This is a genomic window from Actinosynnema sp. CS-041913 (assembly GCF_050942485.1).
Lineage (GTDB): Bacteria > Actinomycetota > Actinomycetes > Mycobacteriales > Pseudonocardiaceae > Actinosynnema.
In genome coordinates, this window is record NZ_CP192037.1 from 446,097 (window position 1) to 465,650 (window position 19,554).

14 protein-coding genes are annotated in these 19,554 nt (G+C 70.4%); 4 read left to right on the plus strand and 10 right to left on the minus strand.

Going from position 1 to position 19,554, the window contains the following annotated elements:
• The first annotated feature begins 15 nt into the window (after positions 1–15).
• Positions 16–2,829 carry a BTAD domain-containing putative transcriptional regulator gene (locus tag ACQPZF_RS02185; protein ID WP_433267689.1) on the plus strand — a complete coding sequence of 938 codons (2,814 nt, stop codon included), beginning with the start codon at positions 16–18 and terminating at the stop codon, positions 2,827–2,829.
• Positions 2,830–3,159: 330 nt separating this feature from the next.
• On the opposite strand, the gene ACQPZF_RS02190 is transcribed toward ACQPZF_RS02185, so the two are convergent.
• Positions 3,160–3,930: an SGNH/GDSL hydrolase family protein gene (locus ACQPZF_RS02190; protein ID WP_433267690.1), complete on the minus strand. Its 771-nt coding sequence runs from the start codon at positions 3,928–3,930 to the stop codon at positions 3,160–3,162.
• A 199-nt stretch (positions 3,931–4,129) separates the two neighbouring features.
• Here ACQPZF_RS02190 and ACQPZF_RS02195 point away from each other — a divergent pair, with 199 nt between their 5' ends.
• On the plus strand, positions 4,130–4,522 hold the full coding sequence (locus ACQPZF_RS02195) for a hypothetical protein (protein ID WP_433267692.1): 393 nt from the start codon (positions 4,130–4,132) through the stop codon (positions 4,520–4,522).
• 124 nt (positions 4,523–4,646) lie between these two features.
• On the opposite strand, the gene ACQPZF_RS02200 is transcribed toward ACQPZF_RS02195, so the two are convergent.
• The 6 genes from ACQPZF_RS02200 to ACQPZF_RS02225 are packed head-to-tail and all read right to left on the minus strand — an operon-like array spanning position 4,647 to position 11,366.
• Complete coding sequence (locus ACQPZF_RS02200) at positions 4,647–5,642, minus strand: N-acetylglucosamine kinase (protein ID WP_433267694.1); 996 nt, start codon at positions 5,640–5,642, stop codon at positions 4,647–4,649.
• Positions 5,639–6,916, minus strand: coding sequence for a 6-phospho-beta-glucosidase (locus ACQPZF_RS02205; RefSeq protein WP_433267696.1), 1,278 nt, complete (start codon positions 6,914–6,916; stop codon positions 5,639–5,641). The genes ACQPZF_RS02200 and ACQPZF_RS02205 overlap by 4 nt, the downstream gene beginning before the upstream one ends.
• The gene (locus ACQPZF_RS02210; protein WP_433267697.1) at positions 6,913–7,797 is read right to left on the minus strand and encodes a carbohydrate ABC transporter permease; all 885 of its coding nucleotides are present in this window, start codon (positions 7,795–7,797) and stop codon (positions 6,913–6,915) included. The genes ACQPZF_RS02205 and ACQPZF_RS02210 overlap by 4 nt, the downstream gene beginning before the upstream one ends.
• On the minus strand, positions 7,794–8,786 hold the full coding sequence (locus ACQPZF_RS02215; RefSeq protein ID WP_433267699.1) for a carbohydrate ABC transporter permease: 993 nt from the start codon (positions 8,784–8,786) through the stop codon (positions 7,794–7,796). The genes ACQPZF_RS02210 and ACQPZF_RS02215 overlap by 4 nt, the downstream gene beginning before the upstream one ends.
• A 2-nt stretch (positions 8,787–8,788) precedes the next feature.
• Positions 8,789–10,117 (minus strand): ABC transporter substrate-binding protein, encoded by a 1,329-nt coding sequence (locus tag ACQPZF_RS02220; RefSeq protein WP_433267701.1) that lies wholly within the window; start codon positions 10,115–10,117, stop codon positions 8,789–8,791.
• A gap of 52 nt (positions 10,118–10,169) precedes the next feature.
• The gene (locus ACQPZF_RS02225) at positions 10,170–11,366 is read right to left on the minus strand and encodes an ROK family protein (protein ID WP_433267703.1); all 1,197 of its coding nucleotides are present in this window, start codon (positions 11,364–11,366) and stop codon (positions 10,170–10,172) included.
• A 124-nt stretch (positions 11,367–11,490) separates the two neighbouring features.
• Here ACQPZF_RS02225 and ACQPZF_RS02230 point away from each other — a divergent pair, with 124 nt between their 5' ends.
• Complete coding sequence (locus ACQPZF_RS02230; protein ID WP_433267705.1) at positions 11,491–12,141, plus strand: DUF3159 domain-containing protein; 651 nt, start codon at positions 11,491–11,493, stop codon at positions 12,139–12,141.
• A 149-nt stretch (positions 12,142–12,290) separates the two neighbouring features.
• Positions 12,291–13,556: an IS4 family transposase gene (locus ACQPZF_RS02235; RefSeq protein ID WP_433267707.1), complete on the plus strand. Its 1,266-nt coding sequence runs from the start codon at positions 12,291–12,293 to the stop codon at positions 13,554–13,556.
• A 679-nt stretch (positions 13,557–14,235) separates the two neighbouring features.
• On the opposite strand, the gene ACQPZF_RS02240 is transcribed toward ACQPZF_RS02235, so the two are convergent.
• The 3 genes from ACQPZF_RS02240 to ACQPZF_RS02250 all read right to left on the minus strand — a co-directional run bounded on the left by ACQPZF_RS02240 (position 14,236) and on the right by ACQPZF_RS02250 (position 19,383).
• The gene (locus ACQPZF_RS02240; protein WP_433267709.1) at positions 14,236–14,985 is read right to left on the minus strand and encodes a VOC family protein; all 750 of its coding nucleotides are present in this window, start codon (positions 14,983–14,985) and stop codon (positions 14,236–14,238) included.
• A gap of 110 nt (positions 14,986–15,095) precedes the next feature.
• Complete coding sequence (locus ACQPZF_RS02245) at positions 15,096–16,028, minus strand: N-acetylglucosamine kinase (protein WP_433267710.1); 933 nt, start codon at positions 16,026–16,028, stop codon at positions 15,096–15,098.
• 73 nt (positions 16,029–16,101) lie between these two features.
• A complete protein-coding gene (locus tag ACQPZF_RS02250; RefSeq protein ID WP_433267712.1) occupies positions 16,102–19,383 on the minus strand; it encodes a S8 family serine peptidase in 3,282 nt (1,093 codons plus the stop codon).
• Positions 19,384–19,554 lie beyond the last annotated feature (171 nt).

A 19,554-nucleotide genomic window follows, 5' to 3' on the forward strand; every position in this document is an offset into this window, starting at 1 on the left:
AGGCGGGGGAGGGGCATGGCCGACCGGACCAGAAGCGGGCTGGAGTTCGGTGTGCTCGGGCCGTTGCAGGTGCTCGCCGACGGCCGCCAGCTCGTCATCGGCCGCAAGGGCATGCGGGGCCTGCTCGCGATGCTCGTCCTGGAAGCGAACCGGGTCGTGCCGATCGATGAGATCGTCGACAGTCTGTGGGCCGACGATCCGCCGGCCACGGCGCGGACCATCGTGCACGGCTACGTGTCGCGGCTGCGGCGGATGCTGGAGCAGGCCGACCCGGCCGGTTCCGCGCGCATCCTGACCACGCCGCCGGGCTACCAGCTCGCGGTGGACCCGTGGCGGCTGGACTTCCACCGGGCGCGCCAGCTCGTGTCCAGCGCACGGGGCAAGCCCGCGCCGATCCGGGCGCAGCTCCTGCGCGAGTCGCTGGGCCTGTGGCGGGGGCAGGTGCTGGCGGACGTGCCGGGCGAGCCGGTCACGACCGACCTGGAGGAACTTCGGCTCGCCGCACTCGAAGAACGGGTCGAGGCGGAGTTGGAGCTGGGCCGGCACCTGGAGCTGGTGGGCGAGCTGCGGCAGCTCGTGGGCGAGTTCCCGTTCCGGGAGCGGCTGGTCGGGCACATCATGCGGGCGCTCTACCGGTCGGGGCAGCGGGCCGACGCGCTGGAGGCCTACCAGCGGTTCCACCGGCGGGTGGTGGACGAGCTGGGCATCGACCCCGGCCCGGAGCTGCGGGTGCTGCACGAGCAGGTGCTGCGGGACGACCCGGCGCTGAGTTCGCCGGGGCCGAGCGAGCCGGCGGCGCTGGTGCCGCCCCGGCCGGGGGTGGTGGTGCCGGCGCAGTTGCCGGCGGCGGCCAGCGGCTTCATCGGGCGGGACGAGGAACTGGCCTGGCTGGACCGGCTGTGCGACACCCGCGACCGCACCGCGACGACCATCGCGGTGGTCAACGGGGCGCCGGGGATCGGCAAGAGCGAGCTGGCCGTGACGTGGGGGCACCGGCGCGCGGAGCAGTTCCCGGACGGCCTGCTGTTCGCCTCGCTGAACGGCTTCGCGCCGGACCGCGAGCCGGTGGGGCCGGCCGAGGTGCTGGCGCGGTTCCTGCTGGCGCTGGGCGTGCCGTCCGACGGGGTGCCGCGCGACCTGGACGACCGGGTGGGCCTGTACCGGTCGGTGCTGGCCAAGCGGCGGGTGCTGGTCGTGCTGGACGACGCGTGGGATCCGGAGCAGGTGCGGCTGCTGCTGCCGCCCGGCGCGGGGTCGGTGGTGCTGGTGACCTCGCGGCGGCGGCTGGAGTCGCTGGTGGTGTCGAACGGCGCGCGGATGCTGACGCTGGACACGTTGCGGGAGGACGAGTCCGTGCGGCTGGTCGACGAGGTCGTCGGCAAACCGCTGTCCGAGCAGGAACCCGTCGCCATGCGGATGCTGGTGGAGCTGTGCGGGAACCTGCCGCTGGCCCTGCGGATCGCGGCGGCGAAACTGGTGTTCAGTCCGGAGTGGACGGTCGAGGCGCTGGTGGCGCAGCTTTCCGACGACGACGCGCGGCTGCGCACCCTGGACCTGGCCGACACCGGCGTCGGCGTGGCGAGAGCGCTTGCGGTGTCCTACCGCAACCTCCCGCCGGAACTGGCGGAGACGTTTCGGGCGGCAGGTCTGGTACCGGGCCGATGGGTGAGCCCGCACGCGATCGCGGCCCTGTGCCAGACCGACCTGGGCACCGCGGCGAGCCGATTAGCGGACCTGGCGGACGCGCACCTGCTGGTGGAGCAGTGGCGCGGCGGGTTCGTGCTGCACGACCTGGTCCGCCTGTACGCCCGCGAGGTGCTGGGCGACGAGGAGCCCGAACGCCGGAAGCCGGCCCTGCGCAGGCTGATGGACCACTACCTGGCGGCGTGCGACCACGCGCGCCGGCTCATCCGGCCGGTGTCGGACGGCGTGGACTTCGCGGCGGCCGAACCCACCGTGCCGCGCCCGGCGACCTCGGGGCAGGCGCTCTCCTGGTTCGACAAGGAGTGGCCCAACCTCATCGCCCTGGTGCACGCGGGCGCGGAAGCCGGCCTGCACCAAGAGGTCTGGCAGCTCGTGCGGCTCGTGCACACGTACTGCGTGGCGCGGCTGGTCAGCCGGGAGTGGCACGCGATCGCCGAGTTCGGCCTCGCGTCCGCCCGGGTCAGCGGCGACCTGCGCGGCGAGATGCTGGTGCTGCACGCGATGCACGCCATCAAGGTCTGGACCGGCGGCACGCGCGGCACGCTGCCGGACGCCGAGCGGGCGCACCGGATCGCCGAGGAACTCGGCGAGCCCCGTTACCTGGTCATGACGTTGGACCAGTTGGCGTGCGCGCTGTCCGCCGAAGGGCGCAACGAGGAGGCGCTGAGCTACTACCGCGAGGCCGTGGAGGTGGCCCGGCGGGACGGTGACGCGCTCGGCGAGGCGACCGTGCTGAACAACCTGGCGCAGGTGGAACAACGCCTCGGCCAGCTCGAAACGGCGGCACAGCACCAGTTCCAGGCCATGGAGGTGCACCACCGCAACGGCGACGAGCGGGCCTACGTGCTGGCGGTGAACAACCTGGCCGAGCTGTACGCGGAACTGGGCCTGCTGGCGGAGGCCGAGGAGAACGCGCGGCAGGGCGTGGAGCTGGCGCGGGGCGGCTCGATGCAGTTCGAGGAGGCGTTCGGCCGCCAGGTGCTCGGCTCGGTGCTCGCGAAACGCGGGGAAACCGTTGCGGCGCAAGCGGAGCTGGCCGAGTCCAGACGGCTGTTCGAGCGCCTCGGCGCACCGCGGGCGATGTTGGTCCGAACGGCCCTTGAAGCCTTGACCACCGAGGTTTAGCGGGTGTTTAGCACCCCATCGGGGATTCGTGGGAACTTGGTGACGCGCGCTGATCAAGCTGATGCGGATCGGCGTGCCGGGTGGCTCTTGGAGGGGGATGCCAGGGGGGAAAGCCACCCACCGTCAGCCGGGCCGGCATTCGGGGGAGAGTGCCGGCCCGGTTGACCTGTCTTCTGCCCGGACAGCTCGGCCGTGCGATCAGGGCCGACCGGCTGTTGTCGATCAGAACCGGGCGGGCTGGCTGTCGGTCGACGCGGCGGCTTGGCCGCGACCAGGGCTGTGCAGGGCAGGCGACCGCGCGAGGCGGCCTGCCCGGTGACGACCGGCCGGCTAGCTGTCGGCGCAGACCGGCAGCAGCTCGGGCCGCTTCGGCGCCAGCCCGTCGCCCATGGACTCGCCGCGCAGTTGCCGCGCGATCCACGGCACGACGTGCTCGCGCGCCCACCTCAGGTCGTGCCGCCGCTGGGTCATCCAGTCCTCGTTGTCCAACGGCGGCCACGGCGTGCTCCAGTCCTCCTCGGGCTTGAAGCCCAGGACCTGCGCCGTGCGCAGCGCCACCCGCCGGTGCCCGGCGGGCGACAGGTGCAGCCGGTCCTCGCTCCACGCCCGGCGGTCCTGCAGCACGGACATCGACCACAGGTCGACCACCCGGCAGTGGTAGCGGTCGGCGACCGACCACAGGTGGCTGTTGTAGATCGCGATCTTCCCGCGCAGCGACCGCAGGAACGGCGTGTGCTTCGGGTCGAAGCCGGTGAAGATCACCACCTCGCTGCCCGCCGCGCGCAGCTCCGCGACCGCGATCTCGTACACCTCGGCCAGCGCGTCGGCGTCCGAGCCGGGCACCAGCAGGTCGTTGCCGCCCCCGCAGAACGTCACCAGCTTCGGCTTCAGCGCCACCGCCAGCGGGATCTGCTCGTCGATGATCTCCTGGAGCGTCTTTCCCCGGATGGCGAAGTTGGCGTATCGGAAACCCCGTTGCCGGGTCGAGATCATCGCCGCCAGCCGGTCCGCCCACCCCAGGTACGTGCCGTTCGGGCCGGGATCGTCCATGCCCTCGGTAAAGCTGTCCCCCACCGCGACGAAGCTGTCGAACTCGTCCACCCGCGTACCTCCCCTCGCGCGCGGCACCCCCGTGACCGCGCGAAACACCGCGCGAAACACCGCGCAAGACAGGATGCCTCCCGAGGTCGGCCCGACGCCACCGGCAATTCGGAACGGCGTTACCCGAGCGTCACTCAATGGTGGGGTCCGGTGTCCGCATTACGCGGTTCGTCACGCTCCCGGGCTTAACCTGCCAGCCGTGCCGCGTCCGCCTCTCCCGCTGCTCTCCCTCGGCGCCCTCGCCGTGCTGACCGGGCTGGTCGCGGGGGTCGCGCTGAACCGGCACCAGCCGCCGGAACCCCCTCCCGAGCAGCGGATAGGCACCTCGCCCGAGCCCACCCGGCAGTCCGGCGGCGACGGTCCGCCGATGGAGCACCGGGGCGGTGCCACGCCGGTGACGACGATCAGTCGCCAGACTGTCCACCCCACGACGACGACTACCGTCGAGGCACAGACGATTGCAACACAGATCACGTCGACCACGACGGGCCCGTCGCTGCCCTCCGTGGCCGTGCCGAAACCATCCGTCAGCGTCCCGGACCTCGGCGCCATCACCGTGGGCGGAACCCTCACGACGACGTCGGGCGCGTGACGCCGCCGTGAGGGGGCCCGCTGTTCCAGCGGCGCCGCCGCCGAACATCCGCCGGAACAGCGGGGTCCTCGGGCCGGTGCGGGGGAGGGCCGCCGCCGAACACCTCCCGCGCACCGGGGTCCGGCTAGCCCCCGGCCGCCAGGTCCAGGGGCTCGTACGCGGTGCGCAGCCGCAGCTCCGCGCCCGGAGCCGCGCCGAGCGCGTCCAGCCCGAGCAGCGCCGCGCCCACCACCGGCGGGAGGTCGACCACGCGGACCCGGGCCAGCGGGGCGAGGTCGCGCAGCCGGTCCCGCACCAGGTCGACCACGACGCCGTTCGTGCCGGTCAGCACGCCGCCGCCGAGCACGACGTCCACCTGCTCGTCCAGCAGCGCCAGCCGCCGCAGCGACACCGACGCCAGCAGGGTGACCTCCTCGACCAGCCGGTCGACCACCTCGCGGGCCACCGCGTCACCGGTCGCCGCCACCTCGAACAGCAAGGGGCACAACACGTGCGGGTCGAACTGGACCTCCTCGAAGTGCAGCCGCTCGACCGCCTCGGCCATGGTCCGCGTGCCGTAGTGGGCGATCAGCGCGGGCAGCAGCGCGGTCGGCTCGCCCCGCCCGTCCTCCGCCCGCACGGCCAGCCACAGCGCCTCACCGCCGATGTGCCCGCCACCGCCCCAGTCGCCGGAAATCCTGCCCAGCGCCGGGAAGCGGTGCGTGCGGCCGTCCCGCGCCACGGCGACGCAGTTGATGCCCGCGCCGCACACCACGGCCACGCCGATGCCGTCCGACGTGCCCGCGCGCAGCAGGGCGAACGTGTCGTTGCCGACGACGGTCGTCGCCGACCACCCGCGCTGCTCGATCGCGGCCCGCAGGTCCTCTTCCTCCTGCGGCAGGTCCGCGCCCGCGAGGTAGGCGGCGGTGTGCGTGGCGATCGGCTCGTCGGCGGGCAGCCCGGCCTGGCGGGCCGCCGTGCGGGCGAGCCCCTCGAACACCTCCAGGCTGCGCGCCAGGCCGACGTTCTGCGGTGAGGCCCCCGGGCCGCGGACCTGCGCCAGCACCCGCCCCTCCACGTCGACCAGCGCCACCGCAGTCTTGCTGTTCCCGCCGTCGATGGCGAGCACCCGGTCGGTCATCGAGCCCCCCGGCCCTTCGCCCACGGCAGGAAGTCGCGGTTGCGCGCCACCAGCTCGTCGGCCAGCTCCTCGGCGATCGCGTGCTGCCCGACCAGCGGGTGCGCCAGCAACGCGTCCGCCACCCGGTCCCGCCCGCCCCGCACGGCGGCTTCCAGCGCGAGGTGCTCGTACGCGGTGACGTGCGCGATGAGACCGGAGATCGTGGGCTCCAGCGGCTCGACCGGCAGTGCCTGCGCGCCTTGGTTGGTGACCACCGCGGGCGCCTCGATGACGGCGTCCTCGGGCAGGAACGGCAGGGTGCGACCGTTGCGCACGTTCACCACGTGCTGCTCCGCGCCCGTGCCGCCGGTCAGCGCGTGCACGAGCTGCACGGCCGCCTCGGAGTAGTACGCGCCGCCGCGCTGGGACAGCACCTCGGGCTTGGTGACCACGTTGACATCGCGGTAGAGGCCGAGCAGTTCCTTTTCCACGTTGGCAACGATTTCCGCACGTGGCGGATCGCTCTTCTGCTGCCTGACAACGTCGTCGTGGTGGTAGAAGTACTTCAGGTAGTACGACGGGACCATGCCCAGCCTGCGCATGAGCCCCGCCGGAACCCCGATGTGCTCGGCGAGCGCCTCCCCGTGGTGTTCGAGGAGTTCCGGCAGCCGGTCCACGCCGTTCACGAAGACGCCGCGCTCCCAGGTGAGGTGGTTGAGGCCGACGTGCTCCAGCCGCACCGCCTCCGGCTCCACCCCGAGCAGCGCGGAAGTCCAGCGCTGGAACGTGATCGCGACGTTGCACAGCCCGACGGCGCGGTGCCCGGCCTGCAGCAGCGCCCGCGTCACGATCCCGACCGGGTTGGTGAAGTTGACGATCCAGGTGTCGTCACCGGCGATCTTCCGCACCCGGTCGGCGATGTCCAACACCACGGGGACGGTCCGCATCGCTTTCGCGAGCCCGCCCGCGCCCGTCGTCTCCTGCCCGACGCAGTCGCAGACCAGGGGGAACGTCTCGTCCTGGGCCCGCGCCCGCTGCCCGCCGACGCGGAGCTGGAGCAGCACGGCGGACGCGCCGTCGACGCCTTCCTCCAGGTTCGTCGTGGTGCGGACGACGGCGTGGTGACCCGCGTGCTCCAGCAGGCGCCGGGAGAACGCGCCGACCACGTCCAGCCGCTGCTCGTCCGGGTCCACCAGCACGATCTCGTCCACCGCGAGACTGGTCCGCCTGCCCGCGATCCCGTCGACCAACTCGGGCGTGTAGGTCGATCCGCCCCCGACAACGGTGAGCTTCATCCCTTGACTCCAGTGAAAGTGATGCCCTTGACGAACGAGCGCTGGGCGAAGATGAACAGCACCACGGCGGGAATCATGATCAGCAGCGTCACGGCCATCGCCAGGTTCCACTGGACGTGGTGCATGCCCTTGAACGACGACAGGGCCAGCGAGAGGGTCCACTGGTCCGGCTTCTCGCCGGTGTAGAGCAGTGGGCCGAAGTAGTCGTTCCAGGTGTACAGGAAGCAGAACAGCGCGGTGGCCGCGATGCCCGGCCGGGCCATCGGCACGATGATCCGCACCATGGCCTGGAACTCCGTGCAGCCGTCCACCCTGGCGGCGTCCACATAGGACTGCGGGATGGTCAGGATGAACTGCCGCAGCAGGAAGATGCTGAACGCGTCGAACAGGAAGTACGGCGCGATGAGCGGCCACAGGGTGCCGGTCAGGCCGAGGCTGGACCACGTGTCGTACAGCGGCACGGCCACCACCTGCGGCGGCAGCATCATCGCGCCCACCACGAGCAGGAAGACCGCGTTGCGGCCACGCCACTTCAGCTTCGCCAGCGCGTACGCCACCGGGATGGACGACAGGAGCATCCCGGCCGTGGCCAGCAGCGAGTACAGCAGGCTGTTGCCGAGGTACTTGAGCAGCGGGGCCTTCTCGAAGACCTCCACGAAGTTGCCCCAGTGCCACTCGCGCGGCCACAGGTCCTTGGTGAACGCCTGGGTGTCCGACATGACGGCGGTGAGGAACACGAACACGATCGGCAGCGAGAACATCAGCGCCAGGGCTATGCCCAGGCTGTGCACCGCCACCCAGTCCAGGAAGCCACGCCATCGCAGCGGTTTCCGGGAGGCGGTCGTCGGTTCGGCCACGTCGGTCAGCGTCGTCGCGGTCATGCGCCCGGTCCCCCTTCCTCGTGGTGGCTGGCTTTGCGCATCCGCTGCACGAGCAGTGCCGTGGCGGCGAAGGAGATGACGAACAGCACGGTCGCCATCGCCGCCGCGTAGCCCATGTCGAAGTACCGGAAGCCCTGCGTGTACAGCCACACCGGGAACGTCAGCGTCGAGTTCTCCGGGAACCCGAGGTTCTTGGTGGCGCCGGTGATGTCCGCCGCGCCGCTGGCCGCCGAGCCGGCGACCACCGCCTGCGTGAATAGCTGCAGCGCCAGGATGATCGAGTTCACGACGCCGAACATGAGCACCGGCGAGATGGACGGCAGCGTGATGTGCCACCACCGCGACACGACGCCCGCGCCGTCCAGCTCGGCCGCCTCGTACTGCTCCTGCGGCACGTCCAGGATCGCGGCCAGGATGATGATCATCAGGTCGCCGGACACCCACAGCATCACCGCGGCGATGCCTGCCTTGGACCACGCCGGGTCGGCGAACCACAGCGGGCTGTCGACGCCGAACCAGCCGAGGAACGTGTCCAGCGGGCCTTCGTTCGGGCGCATGACGAGGAAGAACACCAGGGTCGCCGCGACCGGCGGCGCGAGCGAGGGCAGGTAGCACAGGGTGCGCACCAGGCCGACGCCCGACTTCAGCCGGGCGATCACCGACGCCACGCCCAGTGCGAACAGCACCCGGGCGAAGGTCAGCACGACCACGAACCACAGCGTGTTGTAGACCGCCGTCCGGAACAGCTTGTCCCCGAACATGTACGAGTAGTTCTCCAGCCCGATCCACTCGGGTGGGTTGATCAGGTCGTACTTGGTGAACGAGAACACGACCGTGGCGACCAGCGGGTACCCGAAGAACAGGGCGAACCCGAGGATCGCCGGGGACAGGAAGGCCAGCACGGTCAGCCGGTGACGGGCGCGGGAGCGGGACCGCCCCTTGGCAGGGGCGGCCCGCGCCGCGTCCACGCGTTCGAGCGTGGCGGTCATGGTTACTTGCCGCTCTTCGCGATCTGGTCGTCGATCTGCTTGTCGACGTCCTTCAGCCCGGCCATCAGGTCGGGCACCTTGCCCGCCTGCCACGAGGTGGCGAAGTCGCCGATCGCCTTGATGTGCGCGTCGCCGATCGGCGTCACCGGGTTGCCCTGGAGCTTGCCGCTCTGCGCCAGGTCGATGAACGTCTTGAAGTTCTCGTCCACCTCCAGGCGCGGGTCGGCCAGCGCCGCCTTGGTGCTCGGGATGTTCTTGATCCCGTTGGCCAGGGTGACGATCGTCTCGGTGTCGAAGGACAGGTGCTTGACCAGCTCCCACGCCGCGCCGGCGTTCTTGGCGCCCTTGGGCACACCCATGATGGTGCCGGTGGTGAAGCCGATGCCGTACAGGTCGGGCTTGATCGTCGGGAACGGCGCGGTGCCGAACTTGACGTTCGGGGCCTGGTCCTTCAGGAACGCGGTCCGGTACTCGCCGTCCATCATCATGGCGATCTTCTGCTGGTGGAACGCGTGGTCGTTGGAGTACTCCTGGCCGAGCCCGGCGCGGAACCGCTCCAGGTTGTCGTAGCCGTAGAAGTCGACGAGTTCCTTCTGGAACTTCAACATCTCCGCCCACTCGGGGCTGGCCAGCGCGGACTTGCCGTCCGGGCCGGCCCACTTCGCGCCGAAGTTCGGCGCCCAGATCGGCGGGCGGTTGGCGTAGAACAGCATGGTGGGCAGGAAGCCCGCGACCTCGATCGAGCCGTCCGGGGCCTTCTTGGTGGTGCGCTTGGCGAAGTCCAGCAGCTCGGCGGTGCTCTTCGGCGGCGCGCTGATGCCGGCCGCGGCGAGCATGTCCTTGTTGTAGTACAGGCCGTACACGTCGCTGAGCATCGGCATCGCGCAGCGGTTGCCCTTGTACTCGGTGTAGGAGCGCACCGCGTCGGTGATCTGCGAGAGGTCGACCTTGTCGCGGTCGATGTAGGGCTTGAGGTCCTGGAACGAGCCGGACGAGCAGAACTGGCCGATGTTGTCGGTGGTGAACGACAGCGCGACATCCGGTGGGTTGCCGCTGCGGATGCCCGCGGTGATCTTGTCGTCGTCCTGGCTGCCCTCGTGCTTGATCTCGGCGTTCGGGTACTTCTTCTTGAAGCTCTCCAACGCCTTCGTGACCTCGGCCTGCTCCCGGCCGGAGAAGTTGCTCCACACCGTGAGGGAGAACTTGTCGTCCTTGCCGGGGGCGGCGGCCAGGCCGCCGGACTGGTCGGATTTGCCCGCGCCTGCCGCGCAGGCGGACAGGGACACCGCGGCGGCCACGCATAGCAACGCTGCGCGGGGGACCTTGCGCATGTGCTCTCCTTCTCTCAACGTGCGGACGGGGACGTTGTGCGGCCGGCTCGCCTCAGCCGGTCTGCGGGCCGCGGAAGGGTTCGGTCGTGGCGGCGGGTAGGCCGAACACCTGTTCCCTGACGACCGACAGCGCGGAGTGCAGTGCGCCGGAACGCACCGGTTTCCCGGTCACCAGGGCGAGTTGGACGGCGGTGCGGGGCACCACCAGCTTGCGCAGCTCCGCGGCGACGAGGTCGGCGAGCGTGCTGCCACCCGCCTGCGCGATATCGCCGGAGAGCAGGACGAGTTCCGGGTCGAGGACCGAGATCACGTTGGCGACGCCGGTCGCGATCCGGCGGGCCAGGTCGACCAGGAACTCCCGGCCGGACGTGCCCTCGCTCAGGGCTTTGCGCACGGCGGCCTGTCCCGTGCGCGCGGAAACCCCGTGCGCACGGGCAAGTTTGACGATGGCGGCGTTGTCGAGGAGATCGCCGTACCGGCTGCCGACCCGGTCGGTGCCGGTGTCGGCGTTGGCGTGGTCGGGCACCTGCATCGCGTCTATCTCGCCCGCGCCACCCGTGGCGCCCCGGAGCAGCACGCCGTTGACGACCACCGCCGCGCCCACCGCGTCGGCGGGCCAGAGCAGGACGAAGTCCTTCACGTCCGTGGCACGGCCCGCGATCATCTCTTCCAGCGCGACCAGGTTGACGTCATTCTCGACGGTCACGGCGGTGCCCAGGAGCTCGATCAGCCTGCCCGGGATGTCGAAACCTTCCCAACCGGGCATGTGCGGCGCGTAGTTGAGCTGACCGGTCGCCGGATCGACCGCGCCCGGCGACCCCACGACCACGTGGTGCAGGGCTTCCGGCGACAGGCCCGCCTGGTTCGCGGCCTTGGTCACCGCGCTGTGGAACGCCTCCAGCACGTCGGCGCGCGGCATCGGCGCGCTGTGCTCGGTGAGCAGCGTGCCCGAGATGTCGGCGATGGCCACGTCGATCGTGTCCGGGGTGAGGTCGATGGCGGCCACGTGCGCCAACGCGCCGTTGACCGTCCAGAGCTGGGCCCTCGGCCCTCGTCCGCCGCCCCGGAGTCCGTTGCGCAGCACCGTGCCTTCGGTTTCCAGACGGGTGAGCAACTGCGCGGTGGCCGGCTTGGAGAGCCCGATGAGCCCCTCCAACTCGGACCGCGTGAGAGGCCCGTTGCGCAGCAACGCCTCGATCGCCGCACGGTCGTTGATCTCGCGCAGCAGTCGTGGGCTACCGGCTCGCATCGGTCCTCCTGTCTGTTAACTTTCCAGACGATTTCGGCCACCGTAGTGACGTCCCTCACTGCTGGTCAATGCTCCGAGACGGGTCCGTTACCTGGGTTAGGTTTACCTAAGGCACCCTGGAGATATGACCGACACCCGTCAGGAGTCACTGGCCCAGTTGCTGGGCGGGCGCGGTGGTGCGCTGGACGCTTCCCTGCCGCCGTTGGCGTTCGCCCTGGGATGGGTCCTGGCAGACCAGTCGATCGCCGTCGGTGCACTGGCCGCTGTCGGGTGCGGCGTCGTCATCGGGTTCGTGCGGGTGATCCGGGGCGACCGCCCCCGGGCAGTCCTGGTCAGCGTGGCGCTCATCGTGCTGGCCGCCTACGTGGCCCTGCAGACCGGCCGCGCCGAGGACTTCTTCCTGCTCCAAGTGTTCTTGAACGCGGCCAGCGCCCTGGTCTGGTCGGCCAGCATCGTGGTCCGATGGCCGTTGCTGGGCGTCGTGGTCGGCCTGATCACGGGCCAGAAGTTCCGATGGCGTCACGACCCGGACCTGATGCGCGCCTACCGAGTGGCGTCATGGCCTTGGGTGGGGCAGTACGTGCTGCGGGTCCTGGTCTTCGGCGCGCTGTGGATGGCCGGACAGGTCGTCGTCCTGGGATTCATGCGAGCAGCTTTGAGTTGGCCATTGCAGGTCGCCTGCATCGCCGTCAGTTGGTGGCTACTACGACGAACCCTGCCCAAGGACCACCCAGGCCTACGCCACCCAAGGCCAAAGGCGCCTGCTGAACGGTAATCCCACACCACACCACCACAACAACGACCGCCCTCCCACCACCGACGACAACGCAGCGCGCGCCCCGCGCACACCTCTCGGTGGGCTGCGTGTCATCCCCGTATGGCCCAATGCCGCTAAGTTAGGGTCTGTTGCGGTAGAATTCTGTTGTGGCGCGGGTTGGCAGGAAAAAGAAGTCCGGTAAGGATGTCGCGGGTGTGCGGTTGGTCGACCGGATTTCCCTGGGGGTGCTTGCCGAGGTTGTTCCGCGTGATGTGATCGAGGACGTGTTGGTCGAAACGGGGAAACGGGAGCAGCGGACACGGTTGTTACCGGCGCATGTGATGGTGCGTTTCTGTCAGGCGATGTGTCTGTTCCCGGAGGACGACTACGAGGAGGTCATGCGGAAACTCGTCGGTTCGTTGAAATCCATGGCGTCCTGGCGGGACGACTGGCACGTCCCCTCGACATCGGCGATCACCCAGGCCCGACAGAGACTCGGGTCGGAGCCACTGCGACTGTTGTTCGAGAGCGTGGCCGCCCCGGTCGCGGAACCCGGCACGCGGGGGGCGTGGCTGGGATCGCGTCGGCTCATGGCCGTGGACGGTTTCATGCTGGACGTCCCCGACACACCGGGGAATGTCGCGGAGTTCGGCAAGAGCGGCAACGAGTCCAAGGCGAGCGGGTTTCCCCAGGTGCTGGTGGTGGCGTTGGCGGAATGCGGTTCCCACGCGATCGTCGACGCCATCGTCGCCGGATACCGCGGGAACGAGAAGGCCCTGGCCGATGTCCTGGCCCGGTCGGCGGAACCGGGCACGGTCGTCACCGCCGACCGGAACTTCTACAGCTACGCCCTGTGGGGCCGGTACGTCGACACCGGTGCCGACCTGCTGTGGAGGATCGGCTCCGGCGTCACCCTGCCCGTGCTCGAATGGCTGCCCGACGGCTCCTACACCTCGCTCCTGATCAACCCCGCCGTCCAGGCCGCACAAAGAACGAAGCTCATCGAGAACGCCCGCGCCGGACGCGACGTCGACCCCGGACACGGATTCCCCGTCCGGGTGGTCGAATACAACGTGCCCGACCGCGAGGGCAACGGCAGCGGCGAACTGATCTGCCTGGCCACCACCATCACCGAACCGGCCGAGGCCACCGCCGCCGAGCTGGCCTGGGCCTACCACCAACGCTGGGAGATCGAGTCCGCGTTCGACGAGATCAAAACCCACCAACGCGGCCCGGCCAGAGTGCTGCGGTCCAGATCCCCCGACATGGTCCGCCAGGAAATCTGGGCACTGCTGCTCACCCACCACGCCATCCGAACACTGATGTGCCGGGCCGCCGACGAAGCCGACATAGACCCCGACCGCCTGTCCTTCATCCGCGCCTTCAGAACCATCCGCCGCCAGGTCGTCGCCCAGGCGGACTTTTCCCCCTGACCACCGAAGAACCGCACTCCGCGACACCCACCACGAAATCCTCCGAAAACGCACCACCGGACGACGACACCGCACCTGCCCACGAGTCGTCAAACGCGGACGACACAACTCCTACCGAGTCAAAAAACCCGGCGACCACACCACGACACACAACGGACCAGCCACCATCCAACTCCGCTCACCAGTCTTAACTTAGCGGCATTGCCGTATGGCCTGCCCGCAGGGAACCGCGCTTTTCCTGGGAATGCAAGCACGTTTTTCGCTTGCATTCCCAGGGAAAGGGTGGTTGTCTTTTGACCAGGTCATGCGGGGATGGCACGACGCCCGAGTCTTGCTTTTGTGTACATCCTTGGCGGCCTGCCGGTCCGGCGAGGACGCTTTTAGCTTGTGGTCTTGAAGCGGTCGCGACCGCTCTGAGTCGAGAAGATTAAAAGCGACGCTCGCCGCTGGGCAGGCCTCCGGGGAGGAAATGCCAAGGCGTCGTGTTCTCCCCGTATGGCCTGGTCAAAGACCACCACCCTTGTTCAGGGAGCGCAAGCGAAAAGCGTGCTTGCGCTCCCTGAACAAGCGCGGTTCCCTGCGGGCAGGCCATACGGGGAGAACACGAGGCCCCTTCTTTGTGCTCGCGCAGGCTTTGAGTCGGTGTGCTCGCGCAGGCTGTTGGTGGCGTTGTCGGGAATCAGGGGCGTGCGATTACCGAGAACTCCGTTCCGAACGGGTCCGTGATGGTTGCCGACCGGCCGTACAAGGTGTCTTCGGGAGTGGTGTAGGTGCCGCCGGCGGCTGTGACGCGTGTCAAGGTGGCGTCGGTGTCGGCTACCTCGAAGGTGGTGCCCCAAGTGGAAAAGGCCGCGTCGGTCAAGCCGAGGATGCCGCCGATCTCGTGGCCGTCCGGCCGGCGCAGGAAGGTGAAGTCCATACCGGGGAGGTCTTCATTGCCGTCCAGCGTGAAGTCGAACGCGGCGCTGTAGAAAGCGCGGGCGGAGTTGGCGTCTGCTGTGACGAGATCGTTTCGGACCAGCGTGTCCGGCTCGTTCACCAAGCGGCAGCCCGGGTGTTCGCGGCCCTGCCAGAGGCCGAACCGTGCGCCGGTGGGATCGAGGGCCAGGGCCGCGCGTCGTAGGTCGCCGACTTCGTGCGGCGCTTGGAGCAACGTGCCGCCGGTGGTGGTGATGCGCTTGGCGGTGTCGTCGCAGTCGTCGGTGGCGAGGTGGACGGTCCAGCCGTGGCCCGTGTCCGCTTGGTCGACGGCCTGACGCAGGCCCGCGACCGGTAGGCCGTGCAGCAGGCAGTCGGTGCCGCCCGTCGTGGTGGTGAACTCCCAGCCGAACACCGTTCCGTAGAACGCCTTCGCGTCGTCCAGGTCCGTGACCGCCAGGTCGATCCAGGTGGGCGTGCCGAGTGGCTGGTTCCGGTCGACCCTGCTCATCGTCTGACTCCTTCGCTGGTGTGGCTTGCTCGGGTCGACGCTAGACCGGATGTAGGTCAGTACCGGTCCTACTTGGATCCCGGGCGTCCACCTGGTCCGACGGCGGAGGGTCAGGCTGGGCGGGGTGCGTTGTCGCCGAGGAGTTCCACGGCTGCCAGCCAGGCCGCGCCGGCGGCTGCCTCGGTGGCCAGGTGGACCGGGGCCCGGGTGCGGGTCGTCAGCTCCGCGCGTAGGCGGGCGCCCAGGGGGTGCGCGTGGGTGAGGCTGCCGACCAGCACGATCGGTGTGTGGTCATCCGGTTTGCGGTCCGACAGTGCGAGGTCCGACAAAGCGGTGACCGCCGACTCGATGATCGTCTCGGCGGAGGGGGCCGTGGCGTGTGCCGTGACCAGTGGGGCGAATCGGGCCAGGTGGACCGGTCGGGCCTGGTTCACCGTGGTGATCAGGTGGCGCCAGGCCGTTCGGGGCGGGCTCGGCTCGATGTCCGCCAGCTTCAGCACGGCGGTCGTCAGCGCGTCCGAGGGGAGGTGCGCCTCCAGCGCTTGCAGGGTCGCCCGCACGGCTTCCCGGCCCAGCCAGAACGCCGAGCCCTCGTCGCCCAGCAGCCAGCCGTAGCCGCCGGACGTCGAGATGAGTTTGTGGCCGATGATCTGGGCCGAGATCGAACCCGTGCCCGCGACCAGGACCGTTCCGTCCGGGGACGCCGAGCCCGCCGCGAAGGCCGCCTCGCAGTCGGTGACCACGCGCAGGGGGCACCGGAGGCCGGCGTCGGTCCAGGCGGCTTCGAACAGGGCGGCGACCGTGGGGTCCGTCAGCTTGCTGGAGCCCGCCATGCCGAGCACGCCGGACTCGACCTTGGCCGCGTCCAGGCCTTCCAGCGCGGCGGCCAAGGCCTGCGCGATGTGGTCGGCGGCTTCCTCCGGCGGGTGGGAGTTGGGGTTCGCGCCCCCGGCCACCCCCGCGCCCAGGCGGGTGCCGTCCAGGTCCAGCACCAAGGCCCTGGTTGAGGTGCCGCCTGCGTCGAGTCCGACCACGAAGCCCATTCGACCGAGTATGCCCAGAAAGCCGGAGGTCCGGCACACCCGGAAGGGTTGTGCCGGACCTCGCGAACAGTGATCAGTCGCGTGGCGCGACCACCTCGGCCCGCTCGTCGGCACGGTTGTGGTGGTGCAGCAGCAGGAGGCTGTCGGACCGGTCGGCCGCCAGGGACTCCCGGTCGCGGTGCACGTCCAGTCTGGCGCCCGGCTCGGCCACGTAGGACAGCGCGGCCGTTCCGCCCGAACGGATCGAGTAGCCGGGTTTGAGCGGGTCGAAGACCATCGGCGCGCCGATCTTGTCCACCAGACCGTCCACGTTGCCCGGCGCGGGGTACGTGCCCGCCGTGCCCGCCGTGTAGGACAGGCGGAACGTCGCCGCGGTCGGGTCGATGCCCAGTGCCTTCAAGGTCACCGGCAGGACCACCACGTTGCTGTCCATCAGGTTGGTGTCGACCTCGCCGTGCTGACCGTTCAACGGCTGTTCGTCCACCACCTGATCGTCGGCCACCCGCACGGTCTGCGCCTGCCACACGTCGGCGACCACGTTGCCGTTGCCGTCGAGCGGCTTCACGGCCCGCACGCGGTAGTCGTGCTCGCCGTCGCCGGTCGTGTCGATGCGGATCTCCGGGGTGTTGCCCGCACCCAAGGTCACCCAGTTGTGCCAGGTCACGATGCCGAACGCGAGCAGCGCGGTGTCCGACCTGTCGACCGGCGCGGTGGACGTGACGCCCACGTAGCGCAGGTCGCCGCCCTTGGCGGAGTCGTTCACGGCGCAGTCGGTGTTCACCGCGTCCGTGCAGTCGGGCAACCGCTCGGACGTCCCTTGCAGCTCGAACGCGCTGATCAGCGACCGGTACGCGGCGTCACCGGAGCCCTGCGCCAGGGCACGGCCGTGCAGCCGCAAAGGCGCGACGCCCTCACCGAGGAACGAGAGCAGGCCCGCCTCGATGTCGGCCACCGGCTTGGGGGCCGCGTACACCGGGACGCGGGCGGTGACCGCACCGGAGGTCAGCAGCACGCGGCCGGCGGCCTCGGCGAGGAACTGGCGGGCCACGCCCTGCTGTTGCCTGGCCAACGTCGGGTCCGCGACCTTGCGCAGCTCGTTCGGCGAGATCCGCAGCGTGACTTTCACCTCGGCGGTGCGGCCGGGATCGATCAGGACCGCCGGCGGCGACACCTCGAAGCGGGCGCCGGGCACGGTCGTGGCGGCCTGGAAGGAGACGTGGACCAAGCGGGACGTCCGACCTTTGTTGACGACCTCGACCGTCTTCACCCGCTCCATCGGCAGGGCGGCCTCGACCGGGCCGAACGACACGCCGACCGAGCCGGGGTGGTCCTGGACCATGGCCAGCAGGTCCGTTTCGACGGCGGCCGAGGCGTCGACCCGGCCCGTGCCCACCCGCATCGGGGCCTCGGGCAGGCCGTTCGTGTGGTCGTCACCCGACTTGACCTCGCCGCTCGCGGTGTTCATGACCGCCGCCTTGACCTCTTCGACCGTCCACTCCGGGTGGGTCTGGCGGACCAGCGCTCCGATGCCCGCCACGTGCGGCGCGGACATCGACGTGCCGCCCTGGCTCACGCCGCCGTTGCCGGTGCCGGAGTCCGCCGACAGGATCGTGTCGCCGGGGGCCGCGACGTCGGGCTTGGCCGCGATCGCGCCGCGCGACCCCCGGGACGAGGACGGCGTGATGGTGTCCGCCAGTCTCGGGGTGGTGGTCGGCACGGAGTTGAGCAGCCTGCCGGTCATCGTCACCTGGAGCGTGCCGGCGGTCAGGGCGGGGCGGACCCGGGTGGTGGCGGCGCCGGTGAACTGGAACACCGGGATGCCCGCGTTGCCGGCGATCGCGGCGAGGAAGTTGTCCCTGCCGGACGACAGGAGCACGCCGGACGCGCCCGCCGCCTGGGCGTGGTCCGTGCGGCCACCGGAGCCGCACTCGCGGGTGGAGTCGTCCTCGTCCCACTCCAACCAGACGAACTTGCCCGTGAGGTCCTGCGAAATCGGCGCACAGCCATCCACATTGGACTCTTCGGTCACGGTGACCACGGGCGCGGTCAGGTCCAGCGACGGGTAACCGGTGTAGTTCTTGCTGTACTGGCCGGGCTGGTCGCCCGCGCCGGGCACGGTGACGCCGTCCAGGATCGCGAAGGCGTCCCGCGTGTTGGCCACGGCCAGGGCTTCCGGGGTGTTGCCGGGCGAGCCGCCCACGTCGTACAAGTCGCCGCCGTTGCCCGCCGACGCCACCACCAGCACTCCGTGCTCCACGAGCTTGCGCACGAACAGCGCGTCCGGGTCGTCCTGGCCGGCGAAGTCGGAGCCCAGGGACAGGTTCACCACGTCCAGGTGGTCGGCGAAGTCGCCGTCGCCGTCGGGGTCGAGCGCCCAGTCCAGCGCCTGCGCGGTGAGGTTGCTGGAACCCTTGCAGCCGAACACCTTCAGCGCGTACAGCGAGGCCTTGGGCGCGGCGCCGGGGCCGATCCTCATGGTGTCCAGCCGCTCGGCGGTCAGCGTCCGGTAGTCGCCGGTGAACGTGGTGCCGTCGGCGTTCTCGCCGTAGCCGGCGGCCGAGCCCGCGACGTGCGTGCCGTGGCTCCGGCAGTCCAGCGGGTTCGGGTCGGGCTTGGGCGTGGCCTTGGCGGGGTCGTTCGCGTCGTACTCGTCGCCCGCGAAGTCGTGGCCGCCGACGACCTTGGCGGTCGGCGTCCACGGCGCGGTGCGGTCGACCGCCTCGTACGCGGCGGGTGTGCCGGGGCCGCCGAAGTCGGCGTGCGTGTAGTCGATGCCGGTGTCGATGATGCCGATCCGCATCCCGTCGCCGTAGCGGCCGGTCTGCCGCCACACCTGCGCGGCCTTGGTGAGCTGCGCGGCGCCGGCGTTCTGGACGACCTTCGGCACGGCCAGCCGCACGGCCACCACCTCGGGCAGCGCGGTCAGCCCGCGCACCTCCGCCGCGTCGGCGGTGACCACGACGCCGGGCACCGCGTTGGCCGTGCGGGCGACCTCCTTGGCGGCGGAGTCCTTGCCGCGCAACACGTCCAGGACGCGGAGGGCCTGGTCGTCGGTGCGCTGCCGGGACGACCGCGCGGCTCGTGCGGCCTGGGCGTCGCCCCCGCCCCGCGCCTTCTCGTCGTCGAACGCCTCGACGGCGGGCGTCCCGGCCAGTTCGACGAAGGCGGTGACCGCCCCGGTCGCCTTGGTCAACGTCGCGCCGACGTGCTCCGCGGACCCGGCCTTCGCGACCACGGCGCGCGAGGGTGTCAGGGGCTCGGCGAGCGGGTCCTCGGTCGCGTCGGCGGTGGCGAGGGAGGCGAGCAGTGCGGCGGTGGTGGCGGCGGATGCCCACACCGCACGGTGGTGTCTCATCGGTGCCTTTCGGTCGGCGGATCGTCGTGGTGGCCACGGAGTGCACGTGAATGGTCGCAGTGTGTGGCGAACCGGGCCAGCCGGGCACAGGCGTTCGGCTCGCTTGGCCGGCCGGGATGGCGGAACGGCCGGAGGTCCAGGACGATTGCCCGGGGGGCAGAGCCGCACGCC